15 protein-coding genes are annotated in these 16,225 nt (G+C 52.6%); 9 read left to right on the top strand and 6 right to left on the bottom strand.

Annotation, left to right across the window (positions count from 1 at the left end):
- Window positions 1–47: 47 nt before the first annotated feature.
- The 4 genes from INT19_RS09375 (at window position 48) to nhaD (ending at window position 5,017) form a co-directional block, all read left to right on the top strand.
- A complete protein-coding gene (locus INT19_RS09375) occupies window positions 48–848 on the top strand; it encodes an undecaprenyl-diphosphate phosphatase (RefSeq protein ID WP_193060553.1) in 801 nt (266 codons plus the stop codon).
- A 62-nt stretch (window positions 849–910) separates the two neighbouring features.
- On the top strand, window positions 911–2,011 hold the full coding sequence (locus tag INT19_RS09370; protein ID WP_193060552.1) for an FAD:protein FMN transferase: 1,101 nt from the start codon (window positions 911–913) through the stop codon (window positions 2,009–2,011).
- 19 nt (window positions 2,012–2,030) lie between these two features.
- Window positions 2,031–3,395, top strand: coding sequence for a bifunctional UDP-N-acetylglucosamine diphosphorylase/glucosamine-1-phosphate N-acetyltransferase GlmU (gene glmU / locus INT19_RS09365; protein WP_193060551.1), 1,365 nt, complete (start codon window positions 2,031–2,033; stop codon window positions 3,393–3,395).
- 155 nt (window positions 3,396–3,550) lie between these two features.
- Window positions 3,551–5,017 (top strand): sodium:proton antiporter NhaD, encoded by a 1,467-nt coding sequence (gene nhaD, locus INT19_RS09360; protein WP_089040152.1) that lies wholly within the window; start codon window positions 3,551–3,553, stop codon window positions 5,015–5,017.
- A gap of 102 nt (window positions 5,018–5,119) precedes the next feature.
- Here nhaD and INT19_RS09355 read toward each other — a convergent pair whose 3' ends face one another.
- The 3 genes from INT19_RS09355 to INT19_RS09345 form a co-directional block, all read right to left on the bottom strand.
- Window positions 5,120–5,737 carry a CBS domain-containing protein gene (locus INT19_RS09355; protein WP_193060550.1) on the bottom strand — a complete coding sequence of 206 codons (618 nt, stop codon included), beginning with the start codon at window positions 5,735–5,737 and terminating at the stop codon, window positions 5,120–5,122.
- Between the two features lie 102 nt (window positions 5,738–5,839).
- Complete coding sequence (locus INT19_RS09350) at window positions 5,840–7,252, bottom strand: ATP-binding protein (protein WP_193060549.1); 1,413 nt, start codon at window positions 7,250–7,252, stop codon at window positions 5,840–5,842.
- Window positions 7,253–7,277: 25 nt separating this feature from the next.
- Entirely contained in the window at window positions 7,278–7,937 is a 660-nt protein-coding gene (locus INT19_RS09345) for a response regulator transcription factor (protein WP_089040155.1), read from the bottom strand.
- A gap of 49 nt (window positions 7,938–7,986) precedes the next feature.
- Here INT19_RS09345 and INT19_RS09340 point away from each other — a divergent pair, with 49 nt between their 5' ends.
- Both INT19_RS09340 and INT19_RS09335 read left to right on the top strand, forming a co-directional pair.
- Window positions 7,987–8,901 (top strand): GNAT family N-acetyltransferase, encoded by a 915-nt coding sequence (locus INT19_RS09340; protein ID WP_193060548.1) that lies wholly within the window; start codon window positions 7,987–7,989, stop codon window positions 8,899–8,901.
- Between the two features lie 223 nt (window positions 8,902–9,124).
- Window positions 9,125–9,973: a c-type cytochrome gene (locus INT19_RS09335; RefSeq protein ID WP_193060547.1), complete on the top strand. Its 849-nt coding sequence runs from the start codon at window positions 9,125–9,127 to the stop codon at window positions 9,971–9,973.
- A gap of 98 nt (window positions 9,974–10,071) precedes the next feature.
- Here INT19_RS09335 and rep read toward each other — a convergent pair whose 3' ends face one another.
- The gene (gene rep, locus INT19_RS09330) at window positions 10,072–12,141 is read right to left on the bottom strand and encodes a DNA helicase Rep (RefSeq protein WP_095603372.1); all 2,070 of its coding nucleotides are present in this window, start codon (window positions 12,139–12,141) and stop codon (window positions 10,072–10,074) included.
- A gap of 96 nt (window positions 12,142–12,237) precedes the next feature.
- Between rep and INT19_RS09325 the strand changes: the two genes are divergently transcribed.
- Entirely contained in the window at window positions 12,238–12,714 is a 477-nt protein-coding gene (locus INT19_RS09325; RefSeq protein ID WP_193060546.1) for a tRNA (cytidine(34)-2'-O)-methyltransferase, read from the top strand.
- A 9-nt stretch (window positions 12,715–12,723) separates the two neighbouring features.
- Here INT19_RS09325 and pyrE read toward each other — a convergent pair whose 3' ends face one another.
- Window positions 12,724–13,389, bottom strand: a complete 666-nt coding sequence (gene pyrE, locus INT19_RS09320; RefSeq protein ID WP_193060545.1) for an orotate phosphoribosyltransferase — start codon at window positions 13,387–13,389, stop codon at window positions 12,724–12,726.
- Between the two features lie 152 nt (window positions 13,390–13,541).
- Between pyrE and INT19_RS09315 the strand changes: the two genes are divergently transcribed.
- Window positions 13,542–14,309 (top strand): exodeoxyribonuclease III, encoded by a 768-nt coding sequence (locus tag INT19_RS09315; RefSeq protein ID WP_009723298.1) that lies wholly within the window; start codon window positions 13,542–13,544, stop codon window positions 14,307–14,309.
- Window positions 14,310–14,408: 99 nt separating this feature from the next.
- Here INT19_RS09315 and rph read toward each other — a convergent pair whose 3' ends face one another.
- Window positions 14,409–15,146: a ribonuclease PH gene (gene rph, locus INT19_RS09310; protein ID WP_193060544.1), complete on the bottom strand. Its 738-nt coding sequence runs from the start codon at window positions 15,144–15,146 to the stop codon at window positions 14,409–14,411.
- A gap of 143 nt (window positions 15,147–15,289) precedes the next feature.
- On the opposite strand from rph, the gene INT19_RS09305 reads away from it, so the two are divergent.
- Complete coding sequence (locus tag INT19_RS09305; RefSeq protein ID WP_193060543.1) at window positions 15,290–16,168, top strand: YicC/YloC family endoribonuclease; 879 nt, start codon at window positions 15,290–15,292, stop codon at window positions 16,166–16,168.
- The last annotated feature ends 57 nt before the right edge of the window (window positions 16,169–16,225 follow it).

Raw genomic sequence — 16,225 nt, 5'->3', positions numbered from 1 at the left:
GTCACAAAGCACATAAATATCATTAATAGTTAAGCACGGGATAACCCATGGATTGGTTACAGGTAGTTGTGTTAGCGGTAGTTCAGGGGCTCACAGAATTTTTACCTATATCGAGTTCGGCTCACCTTATATTGGTACCTGTTTTGACTGCCTGGGAAGATCAGGGCCTTGCTTTTGATGTGGCGCTGCATCTTGGCAGTTTAAGCGCCGTTGTGATCTATTTTCGGCATGAAATTGGCAGAATGATCGCTAGCAGCTTGGCCGCACTTCGCGGCCAAGCGGTTAATGATGATGCCATGTTGGCGTTTTGGGTCGTTATTGCCACCTTGCCAGTGTGTATCGTCGGGTTTTTGCTTCACGATGTGATCTCAGGTTACATGCGCTCTACGCTGATCATTGGTGCCAGTTTGATTGTTTTTGGCCTGCTACTTGGTTACGCAGACTGGAAAAAACGCGGCACGCGTAGCGAATACCAGTTGACGTTAAAAGATGTACTCATCATCGGCGGCGCTCAAGTATTGGCACTCATTCCAGGCACCTCGCGCTCAGGCATCACTATTACAGCGGCATTAATGGTGGGGATGAGCCGAGAGGGCGCAGCACGGTTTTCATTTCTACTGTCAATTCCTGTCATTGTGCTGGCGGGTGGCCTTGAGGCAATCAACTTACTGAAAGACCCTCAGCTTATCGATATACCGGCCATGTTAGTAGGTACTTTACTCTCGGGCATAAGCGCCTATGTGTGTATCCACTACTTCCTGGTTGTGATTAAAAAGCTGGGCATGCAGCCATTTGTGGTATATCGGGTGCTGTTTGGGGCTTGGTTGCTATGGTTTTTCCACTTCTAGTTCTTTCCGCGATAGAGGTTTTTCATTGTTAACCCAGTGCGTTTTATTCAAGGAAAAATAAAATGAAGATTAATTCTCGGTGGTTAAAATGTTCGGGATTATTGCTCATTGCTGCTGGGGCATTAATGGGGTGTTCAGAGAATGATCGGCCTTTAGATACCCCTGTTCGCTTTGAAGGCGGTATTTTTGGGACGTTTTACCAAGTCACCATTGCGGACCCGCTAACCCAAGGCGAGGCGAATGCACTGGAAGAAGGTTTCCTAGCGGAGCTCAACGACGTTGATCAAGCGATGTCGACTTACCGCGATGACGCCGAGCTTGTGGTCTTTAATGAGGCTCCCCTTAATGAATGGCAACCGCTGTCTAACGAGTTAATTGAAGTGCTTGCGATTAGCCACTCGGTATCAGAAGCAAGCAACGGCGCGTTTGATATCACCGTTGGTGATGTGGTCAATTTATGGAGTTTTGGTCCTGAGGCACGCCCTGAAGAGGTGCCTTCAGACGTGGAGCTTAGCGAACGCATGGCCACGATTGGCTATGATGCGGTTGAAATCGATACTCAGCTTATGCAGGCGCGGCGCTCGCGCGATGTATTTGCTGATTTGTCGGGTGTGGCTAAGGGGCATGGCACCGACCGCGTTGGGGCATATCTGGATCAACAGGGGATTGAAAACTACCTCGTCAATATTGGTGGCGAATTAATTGCCCGTGGATACCGTGACTTAGAAGAGCAAAGCCCTTGGCGTGTTGGCATCGAGGTACCACATAACGGCGTACCAGAAGCACAGCATGTTATTCCTCTTGAAAATATGTCGGTTGCAACATCGGGGGATTACCGCAACTATTTTGAAGTTGATGGTGAACGTTTCTCCCACACTATTGATCCTCGCACCGGTCGGCCGGTTAAGCATCAGTTAGCGTCCGTGTCTGTTTTTCATCCCTCTAATGCATGGGCCGATGCGTGGTCCACGGCTATCTCAGTCGCAGGTAGCGAAGAAGGGATGCAGATGGCAATTGAGAATAACCTCAATGTATTGATGTTAGTGAAAGAGAACGATCATTGGCGAAGCGTGGCCAGTCCCGCCTTCGTGGAATACTTCGATGAAGCGCTTATAGATGAACTGGGTATTGAAGCCTGGGAAGCTCCCGCCGCCAACCGCTAAACCGTTACAGGTGACTAAAATGCAAGACCTTGATGTCGTTATCCTCGCCGCTGGAAAAGGCACACGTATGCGCTCACAAACACCAAAAGTGCTGCATACGCTGGCAGGCAAATCGATGGTGCAACATGTGTTAGATACTGCCAATGGCCTTACGCCGACTCGCACGCATGTCGTGATTGGCCATGGTGCTGACCAGCTACGCGAAGCGTTAGCAGAGAGCAATGTAACGTTTGCGGTTCAGGAAGAGCAAAAAGGTACTGGCCATGCGGTTGCTCAAGCGCAATCTCAATTAGGTAATGGGAACGTGTTGGTTCTGTATGGTGATGTTCCTATGATCCGCCGTGAATCACTGATGGCACTTCTCAGCCACGTTGATGAGCAGCATATGGGGCTGCTAACCGTTACGTTGGAAGATCCGTCTGGTTACGGACGCATTGTTCGCAATGATGACGGTGAGGCAGTGGCTATTATTGAGCAAAAAGATGCCAGTGCCGACCAGCTTGCCATTACCGAATGCAATACCGGCATCATGGCGATGACCAGTGCTCAGCTTAAACGGTGGCTACCACAGCTGTCTGCCGAAAATGCTCAGGGCGAGTACTACTTGACTGATGTGATTGCGATGGCGGCAAATGAAGGCATCAAAGTGTGTACTGCCCAGCCAGCCAGTGCAGTAGAAGTTGAAGGCGTGAATAACCGTTCACAAATGGCTCGTTTAGAGCGCGCTTATCAACTGCAGCAAGCTGAGACGTTAATGGCCCAAGGCGTTGCATTGGCCGACCCGGAAAGAATTGATATACGCGGTAAGCTCACCTGTGGTCATGATGTGTTTATCGACGTGGGCTGCGTGTTTGAAGGTGACGTAGAGCTGGGTGAAGGGGTGCGGGTTGGGCCTTACTGCGTGATTAAAAACAGTACGATTGGCGCTGAAAGCGTTATCGACAGCCATAGTGTGATCGACACAACCGTCGCTGCTGGTTTGAACCAAGTTGGCCCCTTTGCACGGCTACGCCCTGGCACACGCCTAGCAGTCAAAGCCAAGGTAGGAAACTTTGTTGAAACCAAGAATGCTGATGTTGGTGAAGGGAGTAAAATCAATCACTTAAGCTATGTTGGTGATGCCCATTTAGGTCGTGATGTGAATGTTGGTGCAGGCACCATTACGTGTAATTATGACGGTGTAAATAAACACCGCACCGAGATTGGTGATAACGCCTTTATTGGTTCCAACACCGCCTTAGTGGCCCCCGTCACGGTGGGTAAAGGAGCGACTATTGGTGCGGGCTCAACCATTTGCAAAGATGTAGCGGAGCATGCATTGGCGGTTACTCGCAGCAAGCAACTAGAAAAAGCAGGGTGGCCGCGCCCCGTTAAAAAAAGCTAACTAGGTTATTTTCTAACTGAATTGTGAGCTTCTAACAGTGCTTTACAAGATGCGGCTATTTGCCGCATCTTTACTTTGATCGCTGCGTTGCAGCACGTAATTAGTGTGCTTATCATCGTGGCGGTCTTTCTTAACCCTGCCAGGATCACTTTACTATGAAACCACCTAACGTCCTTGCAATGCGGCAGTCTACTTGCCGGTTTGCTTGGTTGTTGATCGCGCTATGTTTGTTTGCTTTTCCCACCCTCTCCTATGCCTCTTCTGGTTCTTTAGATCTTACCGCTTCGTTTGCAGGTATTGCCTCTGTTGTCATCTTCGTTCTTGCCTATGCCTTGGTAATGAGCGAAGAATTGATTCATATGCGCAAATCTAAACCAGTCCTGGTGGCCGCTGGGCTTATTTGGGCCCTGGTGGCGTGGGTCTATGTACAAGCGGGCATGCCTCATGAAGCGGAAGCTGCTTTTAAAGAAACGCTGCTTGAATATACCGAACTCTTGCTGTTCTTACTGGTAGCGATGACCTATATCAACGCCATGGAAGAGCGCCGTATCTTTGATGCCCTGCGGGCATGGCTTGTTCGCAAAGGCTTTAGTTACCGTAGCCTGTTTTGGATTACGGGCTGTCTTGCCTTTGGTATTTCTGCCATTGCCAACAACATGACCACGGCGATGTTGATGTGCGCGGTTGTGTTGAAGGTGGCCGAAGGCGATAAAAAGTTTATTAGTCTGTGCTGTGTCAACGTAGTGGTAGCATCAAACGCAGGCGGCGCGTTCAGCCCGTTTGGTGATATCACCACGTTGATGGTGTGGCAGGCGGGTCAGGTACCGTTTGGTGGTTTCTTTGCGTTATTGATGCCTGCCATCGTCAACTTTATGGTACCTGCGGTGATCATGAATTTCTTTATCGTTAATCGCCAGCCTGCATCGCTCAAAGAGAATGTCTGGCTCAAACGTGGTGCGCGGCGAATTATCGTGCTGTTTTTGATTACTGTGGCGATCTCAGTGCTGTGTCACTCGGTGCTTTATTTGCCCCCGGCGATGGGCATGATGTTTGGCCTTGGCCTACTGCAATTCTTTGGTTACTACTTACGCCGCAGCCTGCCACGCTCCCTGGAGCGCAAGCGTGAGCGTTACTCACGTCGCGGCGACTGGAAGAAGCTTGAGCAACTGGGAAGTGTTGTTCCTTTTGATATCTTCAGCCGTATTGCCCGCTCAGAGTGGGACACGTTGTTATTCTTCTATGGGGTCGTAATGTGTGTTGGCGGCCTGGGTTTCATGGGCTATTTAAGTCTATTGTCAGAAACCCTTTACGGTAGCTGGAACCCTGTGTGGGCCAACGTGGTGCTGGGGATGATTTCAGCAGTCGTCGATAACATCCCAGTGATGTTTGCGGTACTTTCCATGGCACCGGATATGTCGGAAGGCAACTGGCTGCTGATTACCTTAACCGCCGGTGTGGGCGGTAGTCTGCTTTCGATGGGATCTGCAGCGGGTGTAGCGTTAATGGGCCAAGCACGGGGTATTTATACCTTTATGGGGCACATACGCTGGGCACCCGCTATTTTGTTGGGCTATGCTGCCAGTATTATGGTTCATCTATGGGTTAATGCAGCGCTGTTTTAAATTAGCGGCTAATTCAGATAGGTAAAACAAACGCCCCTTATCAATTGATAAGGGGCGTTTTGGTAAAGGCTAGCGGTAGACTTGGCTAGTTTGTCTTCGAGACTATAAATCGTGCCCGGTAATGACTTTGCAAATATCGGCAAAGCTACTGGCCGTTGGCACTGTTGAAGAGGTGACCTGCATCGTGGTTTTATTGCCCATGGCGTGTTGTATATCGGTGGCAGAAATAATACCGCGTACGCTTAATGGTTGATTTTGTTTATGCTCAGTAATCAACAAGTGCTGTTCTGTAAAACGCTCCATGGAAAGCACAAGGTCTTCAATCGTTAATGAGTTAAGTTGCTCAAAGGGCATCGCACTAAGTTTTTGCCAGGGCGTCATAATCATATCGGCTGTAATTTCCGTACGATCAAGGTTTCTCTGCTGCATCGCCAAGTTAATGCGCCGTGTTCCGATGACTTCTTTGGCGGTGAGCACGCCAATGCAGTGGTTTGTTTTGTCGAGAACAAACAATAGGCGAACACCGCCATGGCGCATTTTTAAATGGGCATCGTCGATGGGCGTATCAGCGGACACTGACTGAGGCGTGACCTGAGTAAAATCTGTTAGCACCGATAACGCAGGGCTTTCAGGTGTTAACTGTTTTGCTGTTGGCGTAATAAGCAGTGGCGTTTCACCAAACTGGATAAGTGGTTTGGGTGAGTGGACGAGCATATTCATTCAGGGAATCTCCGTCATGTGAATAGATAGGTCGTTAATGGCATTGCCTATCTTGTACTTTCACACTTGCACGGAATTCTTATGGGAATCTTAACAGCTCTCTTATGGCCGATTATTTTTTGGCTGACGCTGTGTTAGGGCGTTTCTACTCAAGGCTACTCGCACGCGAAGCCCGCCGCTAGGGGCATGATCGAGCTGTAAGACGCCTTGATGGCGTTTGACCAAGCGCTCGACAATGGATAGCCCCAATCCCGCGCCAGCACTAGTACCTGCACGTTGGAAGCGCTCCATCACCCGGCTGCGTTGCGCTGCAGGGATACCGGGTCCTTGATCATCAACAGTGACGATAACGTCTGTTGTCGATGCCTCTAGCGTGACCGTGATAGCACCTTGAACAGGCGAGTGTTGAATGGCGTTACCCACTAGATTTTGCACCAGTGTTTCGATAGCGCCGGGTTCTTCTTCTATTGCCCAGTTAGCTGAGTCATCCGCGTCCAGTAACAGCTGTTGATGCCGCTCTGCGGCTAGCGGAGAGAGCTTTGCCAACGTTTCGCGCGTTTCATGTAATACATCGGAACAGCGATACTCGGGTAATGGTTCTTCTTCGGGGTCTAGGCGTGCCAGGGTTAATAGCTGAGAGACTAGCCGCGTTGAACGGGCCACGCCGCTGCGTAAGTGGTGCAGGGCTTCCTCTCGGTCATCGGCATTATCAGCAGTGAGCGCATTTTGCGCATGCAAATCAAGTACTGCCAAGGGGGTGCGTAGCTCATGAGCCGCATCGGCAATAAAGCGCTTTTCGCGAATACGCAGTTGGCGGAGCCGTTCCAACAGCCGGTTTATGGCGCCAGAAATGGTCTCCAGTTCTAGGGGAAGTGGATAAAGCGTCAACGGTTTTAGGTGGTGGGGATCGCGGGCACGGATTTGCTCTGCCATTCGCGATAAAGGAGCGAGCCCCCAGCCGATCGACCACCAGAGTAATAGTGTCAGTAACGGTAGGCCAATAAGATCAGGTAATAAGGTGCGTAGTGCCACTGCACTGATCAGTTCACCACGCGCGTCCTCTCGCTCGCCCACCACCACGCGTTTGTCTGTGCCAGTGATTTCCAGGACGTAAATGCGCCAGTCATGCTGATTTACCGACAGCGTTGAATAACCCGGTGGTTGCTGGGTAAGCGGTGTGTCGGGGGCGCTGGCGGAACGCAGCAGAAGACGGTCGCCTTCCCAAAGCTGAAACGCCAGCTTGGTTTCATAGCGATGGCCTGCAAAACGGTTATCGGATTGCTCTGCACGTAGCAGCGCGCCCTCCACGCTATTTAATAAAAGCGTACGGTCGCTATCAGGCAGTGGTGCCTGTAGTAGCCCTTCTAGCAAACGGGCATTTTGTGCCAGGCTAGCATCATGAAGTTCTTCAATCTCATGGGCAGCATAACGATAGCTAATAAAACCAATCACTAGCATACTCGCGCCAAACACAAGCAGCGCAAGCCCCAGGGTGCGCTGGCGAATAGAACTCATAGGCTTACCTGGTGCCATTTAATCATCACGATTTATCCATGACATAGCCGATCCCTCTTACGGTGCGGATGACCTCAGGAAACAGCTTTCGCCGTAAATGGTGGATATGCACTTCGATAGCGTTGCTTTCGACATCTTCCTCCCAGCCGTAGACTAATCGCGTTAAGGTATCGCGGGTGAACACACGGCCTGGGTGGCTCATAAACTCCTGTAGTAGTGTTAGCTCACGGCGCGAAAGTGTGATCACTTGATGTTGATAACTTACCTGTAAGGTCTGCGGATCCAGGCTAATTCCACGACAGCTGAGCAAGCCGCTGGCTTGTCCTTGGCTACGGCGTAACAAAGCACGCAGACGCGCTTTTAATTCTGCTACTTCGAAAGGTTTAGTGAGGTAGTCGTCGGCACCTGCATCCAATCCCTCGATACGGTTATCCATCGCATCGCGGGCGGTTAGAACCAAAATCGGCAGTTGGCTGCCATGCTGCCGAATAGCGCGCAGCACTTCCATTCCATCAATCGTCGGCAAACCAAGGTCTAGGATGACCGCATCAAAGGGTTCATTTTTAAGCGCATGAAGCGCGTTATTGCCATCGGCTAAATGATCTACCGTATAGTGCTCAGGTTTCAGCGCCATACGAATCCCCAACGCCAAACTAGGGTCGTCCTCAACCAGTAAAATGCGCATATCGATGGATGACTCCTTTCATTCACGGCGGGCTACTCAGGAACGTAACATGACACGTCATTCTTCTTTCGGCCACCGCTCCTTAGCCTGCGCAGTAAAGCAGTGCCCACCTGAACAACGGCGTGAAGCATTACTGCATTTGGCTGCGGTGCATGATCCTACGCAGCAGTCTGCATTACAGCATGCCTTATCAACGATAAAAGCTGGCTCTGACGCTGTTTGGCAGGGCCTTTGGATAGCTACCAAAGCGGGCCATATCGAAGCCGCCGCCTGGGTACAGCCATTGGCTAATCAAACGGCTCAGCTTTGGCTGCCCAGGCAACATAATTCGGCAACTGATACGCTGTTGAAAGCCTTGCAGGGCTGGGTAAACGAGCAGCCGATAGCGCTATGTCATGTGGTGTTACCTGACGATGTGGCCCACTGGGAAACGGTACTAGTCGCTAACAACATGCGGGTACTTGCCACCCTGGAGCACCTTATGTGGCAGTGCCAAACCGTTCAATCGCTCGCTAACCTGCTAACGCTAAGCCCCTTTGCTGAATTGTCACCCACGCAACAGCGGGCGCTGGTAGCGAACGTCAGTGAAGGCTCGTTAGACTGCCCAGGGCTTCGCGAAGCGCTCACCATTGACACCTTGCTTGCAGGATTTTATGACCAAGCACCGCAGGCACCAGAGCACTGGTATCAAGTGCAGCATCAGGGGGAAACCGTCGGCGTGCTATTACTTGCTCCTAACCATACGACCCAGCGCTGGTCACTGCAGTTGATGGGGCTGTTGCCTGAGTGGCGTGGCGGGGGAATGGGCAAGGCAATTATTCAACAAGCGCAAGCGTTGGCTAGCAAGGCGGGAGCCAGTGACATCACGCTCACTGTTGATGCGCAGAATATCCCCGCAAAGCGTGTATATGCTCAGGCAGGGTTTACGCGTTATGCTCAGCAGCGTTTACTGGCTTGGTGTTAACTAGGTGATCGTTGGCACCTTTTTTAAACTGCTGAATAAAGCACAGAGTACGGCATAGGTTGAATTGCCGCGCTTAGTAGCATTTTCTTACGCTTAGCGTTCTCGGTATACTAATGCGATATGCACGTCTTGGCGTCTCGGTTGCCGCAGGTTGATGATGTCGCTGCCGCGCGCAGGGGTTAAGCACAAAACGTTTTATGACAAAACTCAAGAGGTGGTGAGAGTGAAATCTAAGCTGATCATGAGCGGGCTGGCGGCCCTAGGCGTCATGGCAGGCACATCCGGTGCTTATGCCCAAGACGCAGCACGTGACGCAATCGCTGAGCGCCTAGCGCCGGTAGGTCAACTTTGCTTGCAAGGCCAAGACTGTGGTACCGCAGCAGCACCGGCCGCCGCTAGTGGCGGCGGCGATGAGATTGATGGCGAAGGTATTTACAACAATATCTGTATGGCGTGCCACGAAACCGGCGCTGCTGGCGCTCCGGTGCGTGCTGATGAAGCCGCATGGGCTGAACGTACTGAGCAAGGCTTTGCCACATTATTAGAGCATGCCATCAACGGTATTGGTGCAATGCCTGCTCGAGGCGGCAACCCCAACCTTTCTGACGAAGAGATGGAAGCGGCGGTGGCTTACATGGTTGAGCCTGTCATGGAAGTTCCCGAGCTAGGTGGCGGTGAAGAAGAAGCGGCTGCTGAAGCGACTGAAGAGGGCGCCAGCGACGATACGGCTGTGGCAGAGGATGCCAGTGCCGATGAAGAGACTACCGACGCTGCAGCTAGCGAAGAAGAAGCAGTCGCCAGTGAAGAAGAAGCTGCTAGTGGTGGCAGCGGTTTAGATGGTGAAGCGCTTTATACCAGTGCTGGCTGTGTTGCGTGCCATGCTGCCGGTGTAGCTGGCGCGCCCAAGATAGGTGATGCCGAAGCGTGGGGCCCGCGTATTGAGCAGGGTACCGATGCGCTCTACCAAAGCGTATTTAACGGCAAAGGCGTGATGCCACCACGCGGTGGTAGCAGTGCCTCTGACGAAGAGATCATGGCCGTTGTCGATTACATGGTCTCAGAAGTACAATAAACAGTTTTTGTAATAATGGCTGTTAAATTTATCCACAGGTGGTTTTTGAAACCCCCTGTGGATATTTTTTTGTGTTTTATTTTCTTCTTAACTTGCCGCTAACCCAACAGAGAACGCAGCCCGGCAATCGCGTCTTGCCCGCGTGCCTGCTTTTTCTCGGGGTCTTCTTTATCGGCGCGTCCCTCCCACTCCAAATCATCAGCGGGCAGTTCGTCTAAAAAGCGGCTGGGCTGGCAGTCCATCAGCTCACCATACGCTTTACGCTGGCGGGCTAGCGTGAGTGTTAGCGTGCGTCTTGCCCGGGTGATGCCGACATAAGCCAAGCGGCGCTCTTCTTCTACCGTCTCCATTTCAATAGCGTTACGGTGAGGCAGCAAGTCTTCCTCTAAGCCCATCAAATAGACATGGGGAAATTCTAGCCCTTTCGAGGCATGCATAGTGAGTAGTTGCACACGGTCGGAGTCGTCTTCTTCGGCCTGCTGCTCAAGAATATCCCGAAGCACTAAACGCGAAATAGCAGCTTCGACGCCATCGGTTTCCGTCGCCGTGGAATCATCAGCATCTTCGGGGTCGCGGTTTAGTGACTTTTCTAGCTGATCAATCAAAATCCAAACGTTGGCCATGCGTCGTTCGGCGACAGTCGGGGCACTGGCGTTTTGGTACAGCCAGGCTTCGTAATCCATATCGCGTAGCATGTCGCGAATGGCCGCGATGGCATCGTCTTGATCCATGCGTTTGCGCACGCCATCAATAAAGTGCGTAAAGCGTGACAGGCGCTCCACGGCCCGAGTCGGCAGCGTTTGCTCTAATCCCAGCTCGTGGCAGGCAGCAAACAGAGAAATAGAGCGTTCTGTTGCATAGTTGGCCAGCTTTTCCAGCGTACCGGGCCCGATTTCACGGCGAGGCACATTCACAATGCGTAAAAAGGCATTGTCATCGGCGGGGTTAATTAACAGCCGCAGATAGGCCATGGTGTCCTTGATCTCGTTGCGAGAGAAAAACGACGTACCACCGGAAAGCTTGTAGGGAATTTGGTAATGCTGCAGCTTGAGCTCTAATAAACGTGCCTGAAAATTACCCCGATAGAGCACCGCAAAATCTCGCCATTCCGCCTTCTCTTTGATGCGCCGAGTCAGCATTTCGCTGGCTACCCGCTCTGACTCCGCCTCTTCATGGCGGTTGACGATGACCCGGATAGGCGCACCATCGCCCATATCCGACCACAGGGTTTTATCGTAAACGTGCGGGTTATTGGCAATTAACGTGTTGGCCGCGCGCAAAATAGTGCCAGTCGAGCGGTAGTTCTGCTCTAGCTTAACCACTTTCAGGCGTGGAAAGTCTTCGCCAAGGGTCACCAGGTTTTCAGGCCGTGCGCCACGCCACGCGTAGATCGACTGATCGTCGTCGCCGACCACGGTAAAGGTCGCCCGCTCCGCCATCAGCAGTTTCACCAACAGGTACTGGGAAACGTTAGTGTCCTGGTACTCATCCACTAGCATGTAGTGGATTTTGTTCCGCCAGCGGGCCAGTGCCTCTGGGTCGCGTTGCAGGAGCACCACCGGCAGCAGAATCAGGTCGTCGAAATCCACCGCGTTATAGGCTTTCAAGTGGCGTACGTAAGCTTCATAAACCCGTGCGGCAAAGTGCTCGTCATCATCCGCGGCAAACGAAAGCGCATCACTGGGCAGCACTAAATCATTCTTCCACGTGGAAATTTTGGCTTGCACAGCGTTGATCTGCTCAGCGTCTACCTGAGCGTCTTTGTTCATCAAATCGCGCAGCAATGCTTTGGCATCTTCCGGGTCGAACAACGAAAAGCCCGGCTTGTAGCCCAGGGTTTTCAGCTCACCACGAATAATATTCAGGCCCAGATTGTGAAACGTCGACACCGTTAGCCCGTGGCCCTCTTTGCCCTTCAGCATTTGCCCAACGCGCTCTTTCATCTCCCGGGCGGCCTTATTGGTAAAGGTAACCGCCGCTATTTTGCGCGCGCTCATGCCACACTCTTGCACCAGATAGGCAATTTTGGTGGTAATAACGCTGGTTTTACCAGACCCGGCGCCCGCCAAGACCAAACAGGGGCCATCGATATAGCGCACCGCTTCCTGCTGGCGCGGGTTTAGCCCTTTGATGCGGCTAAGAATGCTCTTTGGCGGTTGGGGCGTCATGGTGAAGGGTGACCTCTACAAGTGTTTCTTGGCAAATTCCATTACAATCAGCGGCGCTGGGCGAACGCACAATGAGTTAATAATAGGCAGGTGGTAATGTTTGAAGTAGCGCTATTTGAACCGCGTATGGCACCCAACACGGGTAACATTATGCGCCTGGTGGCTAACAATGGCTGCCGATTACATTTAATTGAACCGCTGGGCTTTGATCTCGAAGAGAAAAAGCTGCGGCGCGCCGGGCTAGATTACCGCGATCTAAACAATGTTACCCGCCATGCCGATTTTACGGCGTTTCAAGCGGCGATGCAGGGGCGCACACTATGGGCGATTACTACCAAAGGCAGCCGTGCTCACAGTGACGCGACCTTCGCCCCGGGCGACGTATTGCTGTTCGGTTCAGAAACCGCAGGGCTTTCACCCCAAGTGCACGCTGCGCTGCCTGAAGAACACAAGCTGCGTATCCCCATGCAGCCCAATAACCGTAGCTTGAACCTTTCCAATGCGGTGGCCATCGTTAGCTATGAGGCGTGGCGCCAGCAAGGCTATGCTGGCGCATTAAGCAGTGAGCGATAGATGCAGTGACTAGCCCGTGATGCCGTAGCGGTCGCGATAAGCGCGTACGGCTTCGGCGTAAGCCAGCATTTCGCCTCCAGCACGCTCTTCAAGGTAAGTAAGCACTTGCTCTAAGGTGACAATACTGACAACCGGCATGCCGTACTGAGCCTGCACTTCCTGGATAGCGCTTTGCTCGCCCTGGCCGCGCTCTTGACGGTCAAGTGCAATAATAACGCCGCCCGCGCGGGCACCGCTTTGCTCAATCAGGCTCATCACTTCACGGATAGCCGTACCGGCCGTAATCACGTCATCAATGATCAAAATATCGCCGGCCAGTGGCGCGCCGACAATATTGCCGCCTTCGCCGTGGGTTTTGGCTTCTTTACGATTAAACGCGTAGGGCATATCGCGGTCGTGATGGTCGGCTAAGGCCGCAGCGGTGACCGCTGCCAAGGGAATGCCTTTATAGGCTGGGCCGAACAGCACATCCGCCTGCAGGCCGCTATCAACAATCGCTTGGGCGTAAAATCGGCCTAGCTTGGCCAAGGCACGGCCGGTTTGAAACAGGCCAGCATTGAAAAAGTAAGGGCTTATTCGCCCCGACTTAAGCGTGAACTCGCCAAACTTGAGCACGCCCTGCTCAATAGCGAAGGCAATGAAATCGCGCTGATAGGGTTGTAGAGTGGTGGCCACGGTGGTCTTCTCTTGTCGATAGGAATGAAAGTAATAGGAACCTAAGTAAACGCAACAATAAAACGGGGTTAAATAGCAAGATTTGGTTTGTCTATTTACCCAAACGTCTAAACGTCGGGTATCATACAGCAGCGACGCAAAAGGGACGATTTATGAAAATTGCCAGCATCAATGTCAATGGTATACGTGATGCCGTCGACCGTGGCTTCCTGGACTGGCTGGCTCAGCAGGATGCCGACGTGATCTGCGTGCAGAACATCAAGGCAAAAAGCTTTGAACTGGACGACCATATTCTCTATCCGGAAGGCTACGAAGGCTACTTTCTGGATGCAGAAGAAGATGGTTTCTCCGGCGTGGCACTTTATTGCCGCAAAATTCCCAAGGCGATTATGTACGGCCTTGGGTTCCCTCAGTGTGATCACGAAGGGCGCTTTCTGCAGGCGGATTATGACCGCTTCAGCATCGCCACCTTCTTGATGCCTGATGGAAGTGATCAAAAAGCTAAACAGGCGTTTATGGAGCAGTATCAAGAGTACCTGACGAAGATGTCGCGCAAACGCCGTGAATACATCATCTGTGGTACCTGGCACGTTGCCCATAAAACCATTGATTTGGCCAACTGGTCGGACAATCAGCTTACCTCTGGTTTCCGCCCTGAAGAGCGTGCCTGGATGGATCAGGTGCTTGGCCCAACCGGCTTTATCGACACCTTCCGCGAAATTAATCGCGACGCGGGTGAATATACCTGGTGGCCAAAGCTCGACCAAGACGTGCCCCGTGAGCGCCAAGAAGGCTGGCGGATCGACTACCAACTGGTCGGCCCCAACTTCCGTCGCCATGTGGTTGACGCGTGGATTGATTACGATGCGACCTTCTCTGAGTTCGCACCGCTGATCGTTGAGTATGACTTAGCGCTATAAGCGCTCACTTTCCCGCGTCGCGTTACCCGTCTCAGCAACAGGCCAGCTTTTAAGCTGGCCTGTTTGCGTAAGCGCGTAAGTTATTCGCCAAGTAACGCCTTAGCCACGAATACCCAGTGCTTCGCGCTGTTTTGCGCGTAGCTCGGAGCCCGCTTTCTCCGCCAGATCAAGCATCGCATTCAGCTCAGTACGGTTAAACGCACCCGACTCTGCAGTACCCTGCACCTCGATCAGCTCGCCGCTTTCAGTCATCACCACGTTCAGATCGGTGTCGGCTTTGCTATCTTCCGGATAGTCCAGATCTAGTACCGGCACGCCTTTATAAATACCCACCGAAATCGCGCTAACCAGCTGTTTAAAGGGGTCACCTTTAATCTTCTTCTCACGCTGCAGATAGCGAATGGCATCCACCAGCGCCACGCAGCCACCGGTAATCGACGCGGTACGGGTGCCGCCGTCGGCCTGGATCACATCGCAATCCACGGTAATGGTGAATTCACCCAACTTCTTCAAGTTCACTGACGCGCGCAGGCTACGGCCGATCAAACGCTGAATTTCCAGCGTCCGGCCACCTTGTTTACCGCGCGTCGCTTCACGGCCACTGCGGGTGTGCGTGGCACGGGGCAACATGCCGTACTCAGCGGTGATCCAACCCTGATTTTTACCACGCAGCCAGCGCGGTACGCCTGCTTCTACGCTCGCATTACACAGCACCTTGGTATCGCCAAACTCCACCAGTACCGAACCTTCTGCATGGCGAGTGTAATCGCGGGTTATGCGAATTTCACGAAGCTGGTCGGCTTCACGACCGCTAGGGCGAACAACATCAGGACGCATAGCACCTCACATCAATTTAACAGTGGGAAAGCCCACTATTGTACACGTCAACGCCGCCACTGATGGGCCTATTCAAGGCAGACGTATCCACCAGCACAAGATCGGTTAGACTGACCTAAATGCGCGATGAACAGGAAACTTTAATGGCCAACCCACGCCACGTACACAGCATGACTGCCTTTGCCCGCACCGAGCAGGCTGCCCCGTTTGGCACTCTGCAGGTAGAAATCCGCTCGGTGAATCAGCGCTACCTGGAACCGCACTTTCGCCTGCCCGACGCTCTACGCGAGCTGGAGCCAGTGCTACGCGATGCCTTACGCACGCGCCTAGCGCGGGGCAAGGTAGAGTGCAGCCTGCGTTTTGAAGCCGCCGAAGCCAACCAAGCCCCTGCGGTTAACGCCCAGCGCTTAAAAGAAATAGCCGATGCCCTGGCCGCTATTCAGCAACAGGTACCCAGTGCCGTGCCGCCCACCACGCTGGCGTTGCTTAACCAACCCGGCGTTATGGAAACCCAGCACCTCGACCAAGACGCCATCAAAGCCGCCGCCAAAACGCTATTTGATCAAGCACTGAACGAGTTGATCGACGCCCGCGCCCGGGAGGGCGAAAAACTTGCTGAGATGATCACCACTCGGCTAACGGCTGTGAGTGAACAAGTCGCCACTGTGCGCAGCCTGCTGCCGCAAATTTTAGAGCGCCAGCGCGCCCAACTTTTGGAACGCTTAGAAGTCGCCAAAACCGAACTCGACCCGCAACGCCTGGAAGCCGAACTGGTACTGGTCGCGCAGAAAGCCGATGTAGACGAAGAACTGGACCGCCTCACCGCACATATAGCAGAAGTGAGCCACCAGCTCGCCCAAAAAGGCCCCAAAGGCCGCCGGTTAGACTTCTTGATGCAAGAGCTCAACCGCGAAGCCAACACGCTGTCGTCAAAATCCGTAGTGGCGGAGACGACGCGTTGTGCAGTGGAGTTGAAGGTGTTGATCGAGCAGATGCGGGAGCAGATTCAGAATATTGAGTAGGTTTTTTATTCATCTAAGTGGCTATTCAAAATTTATCGTGCGCTCAGACCCGTAGCC

Origin of the sequence: Halomonas sp. 3A7M (assembly GCF_014897875.1) — a bacterium.
Lineage (GTDB): Bacteria > Pseudomonadota > Gammaproteobacteria > Pseudomonadales > Halomonadaceae > Vreelandella.
Note: the sequence above shows the minus strand (reverse complement) of the source record. Positions and strands in the feature narration are given on the sequence as shown.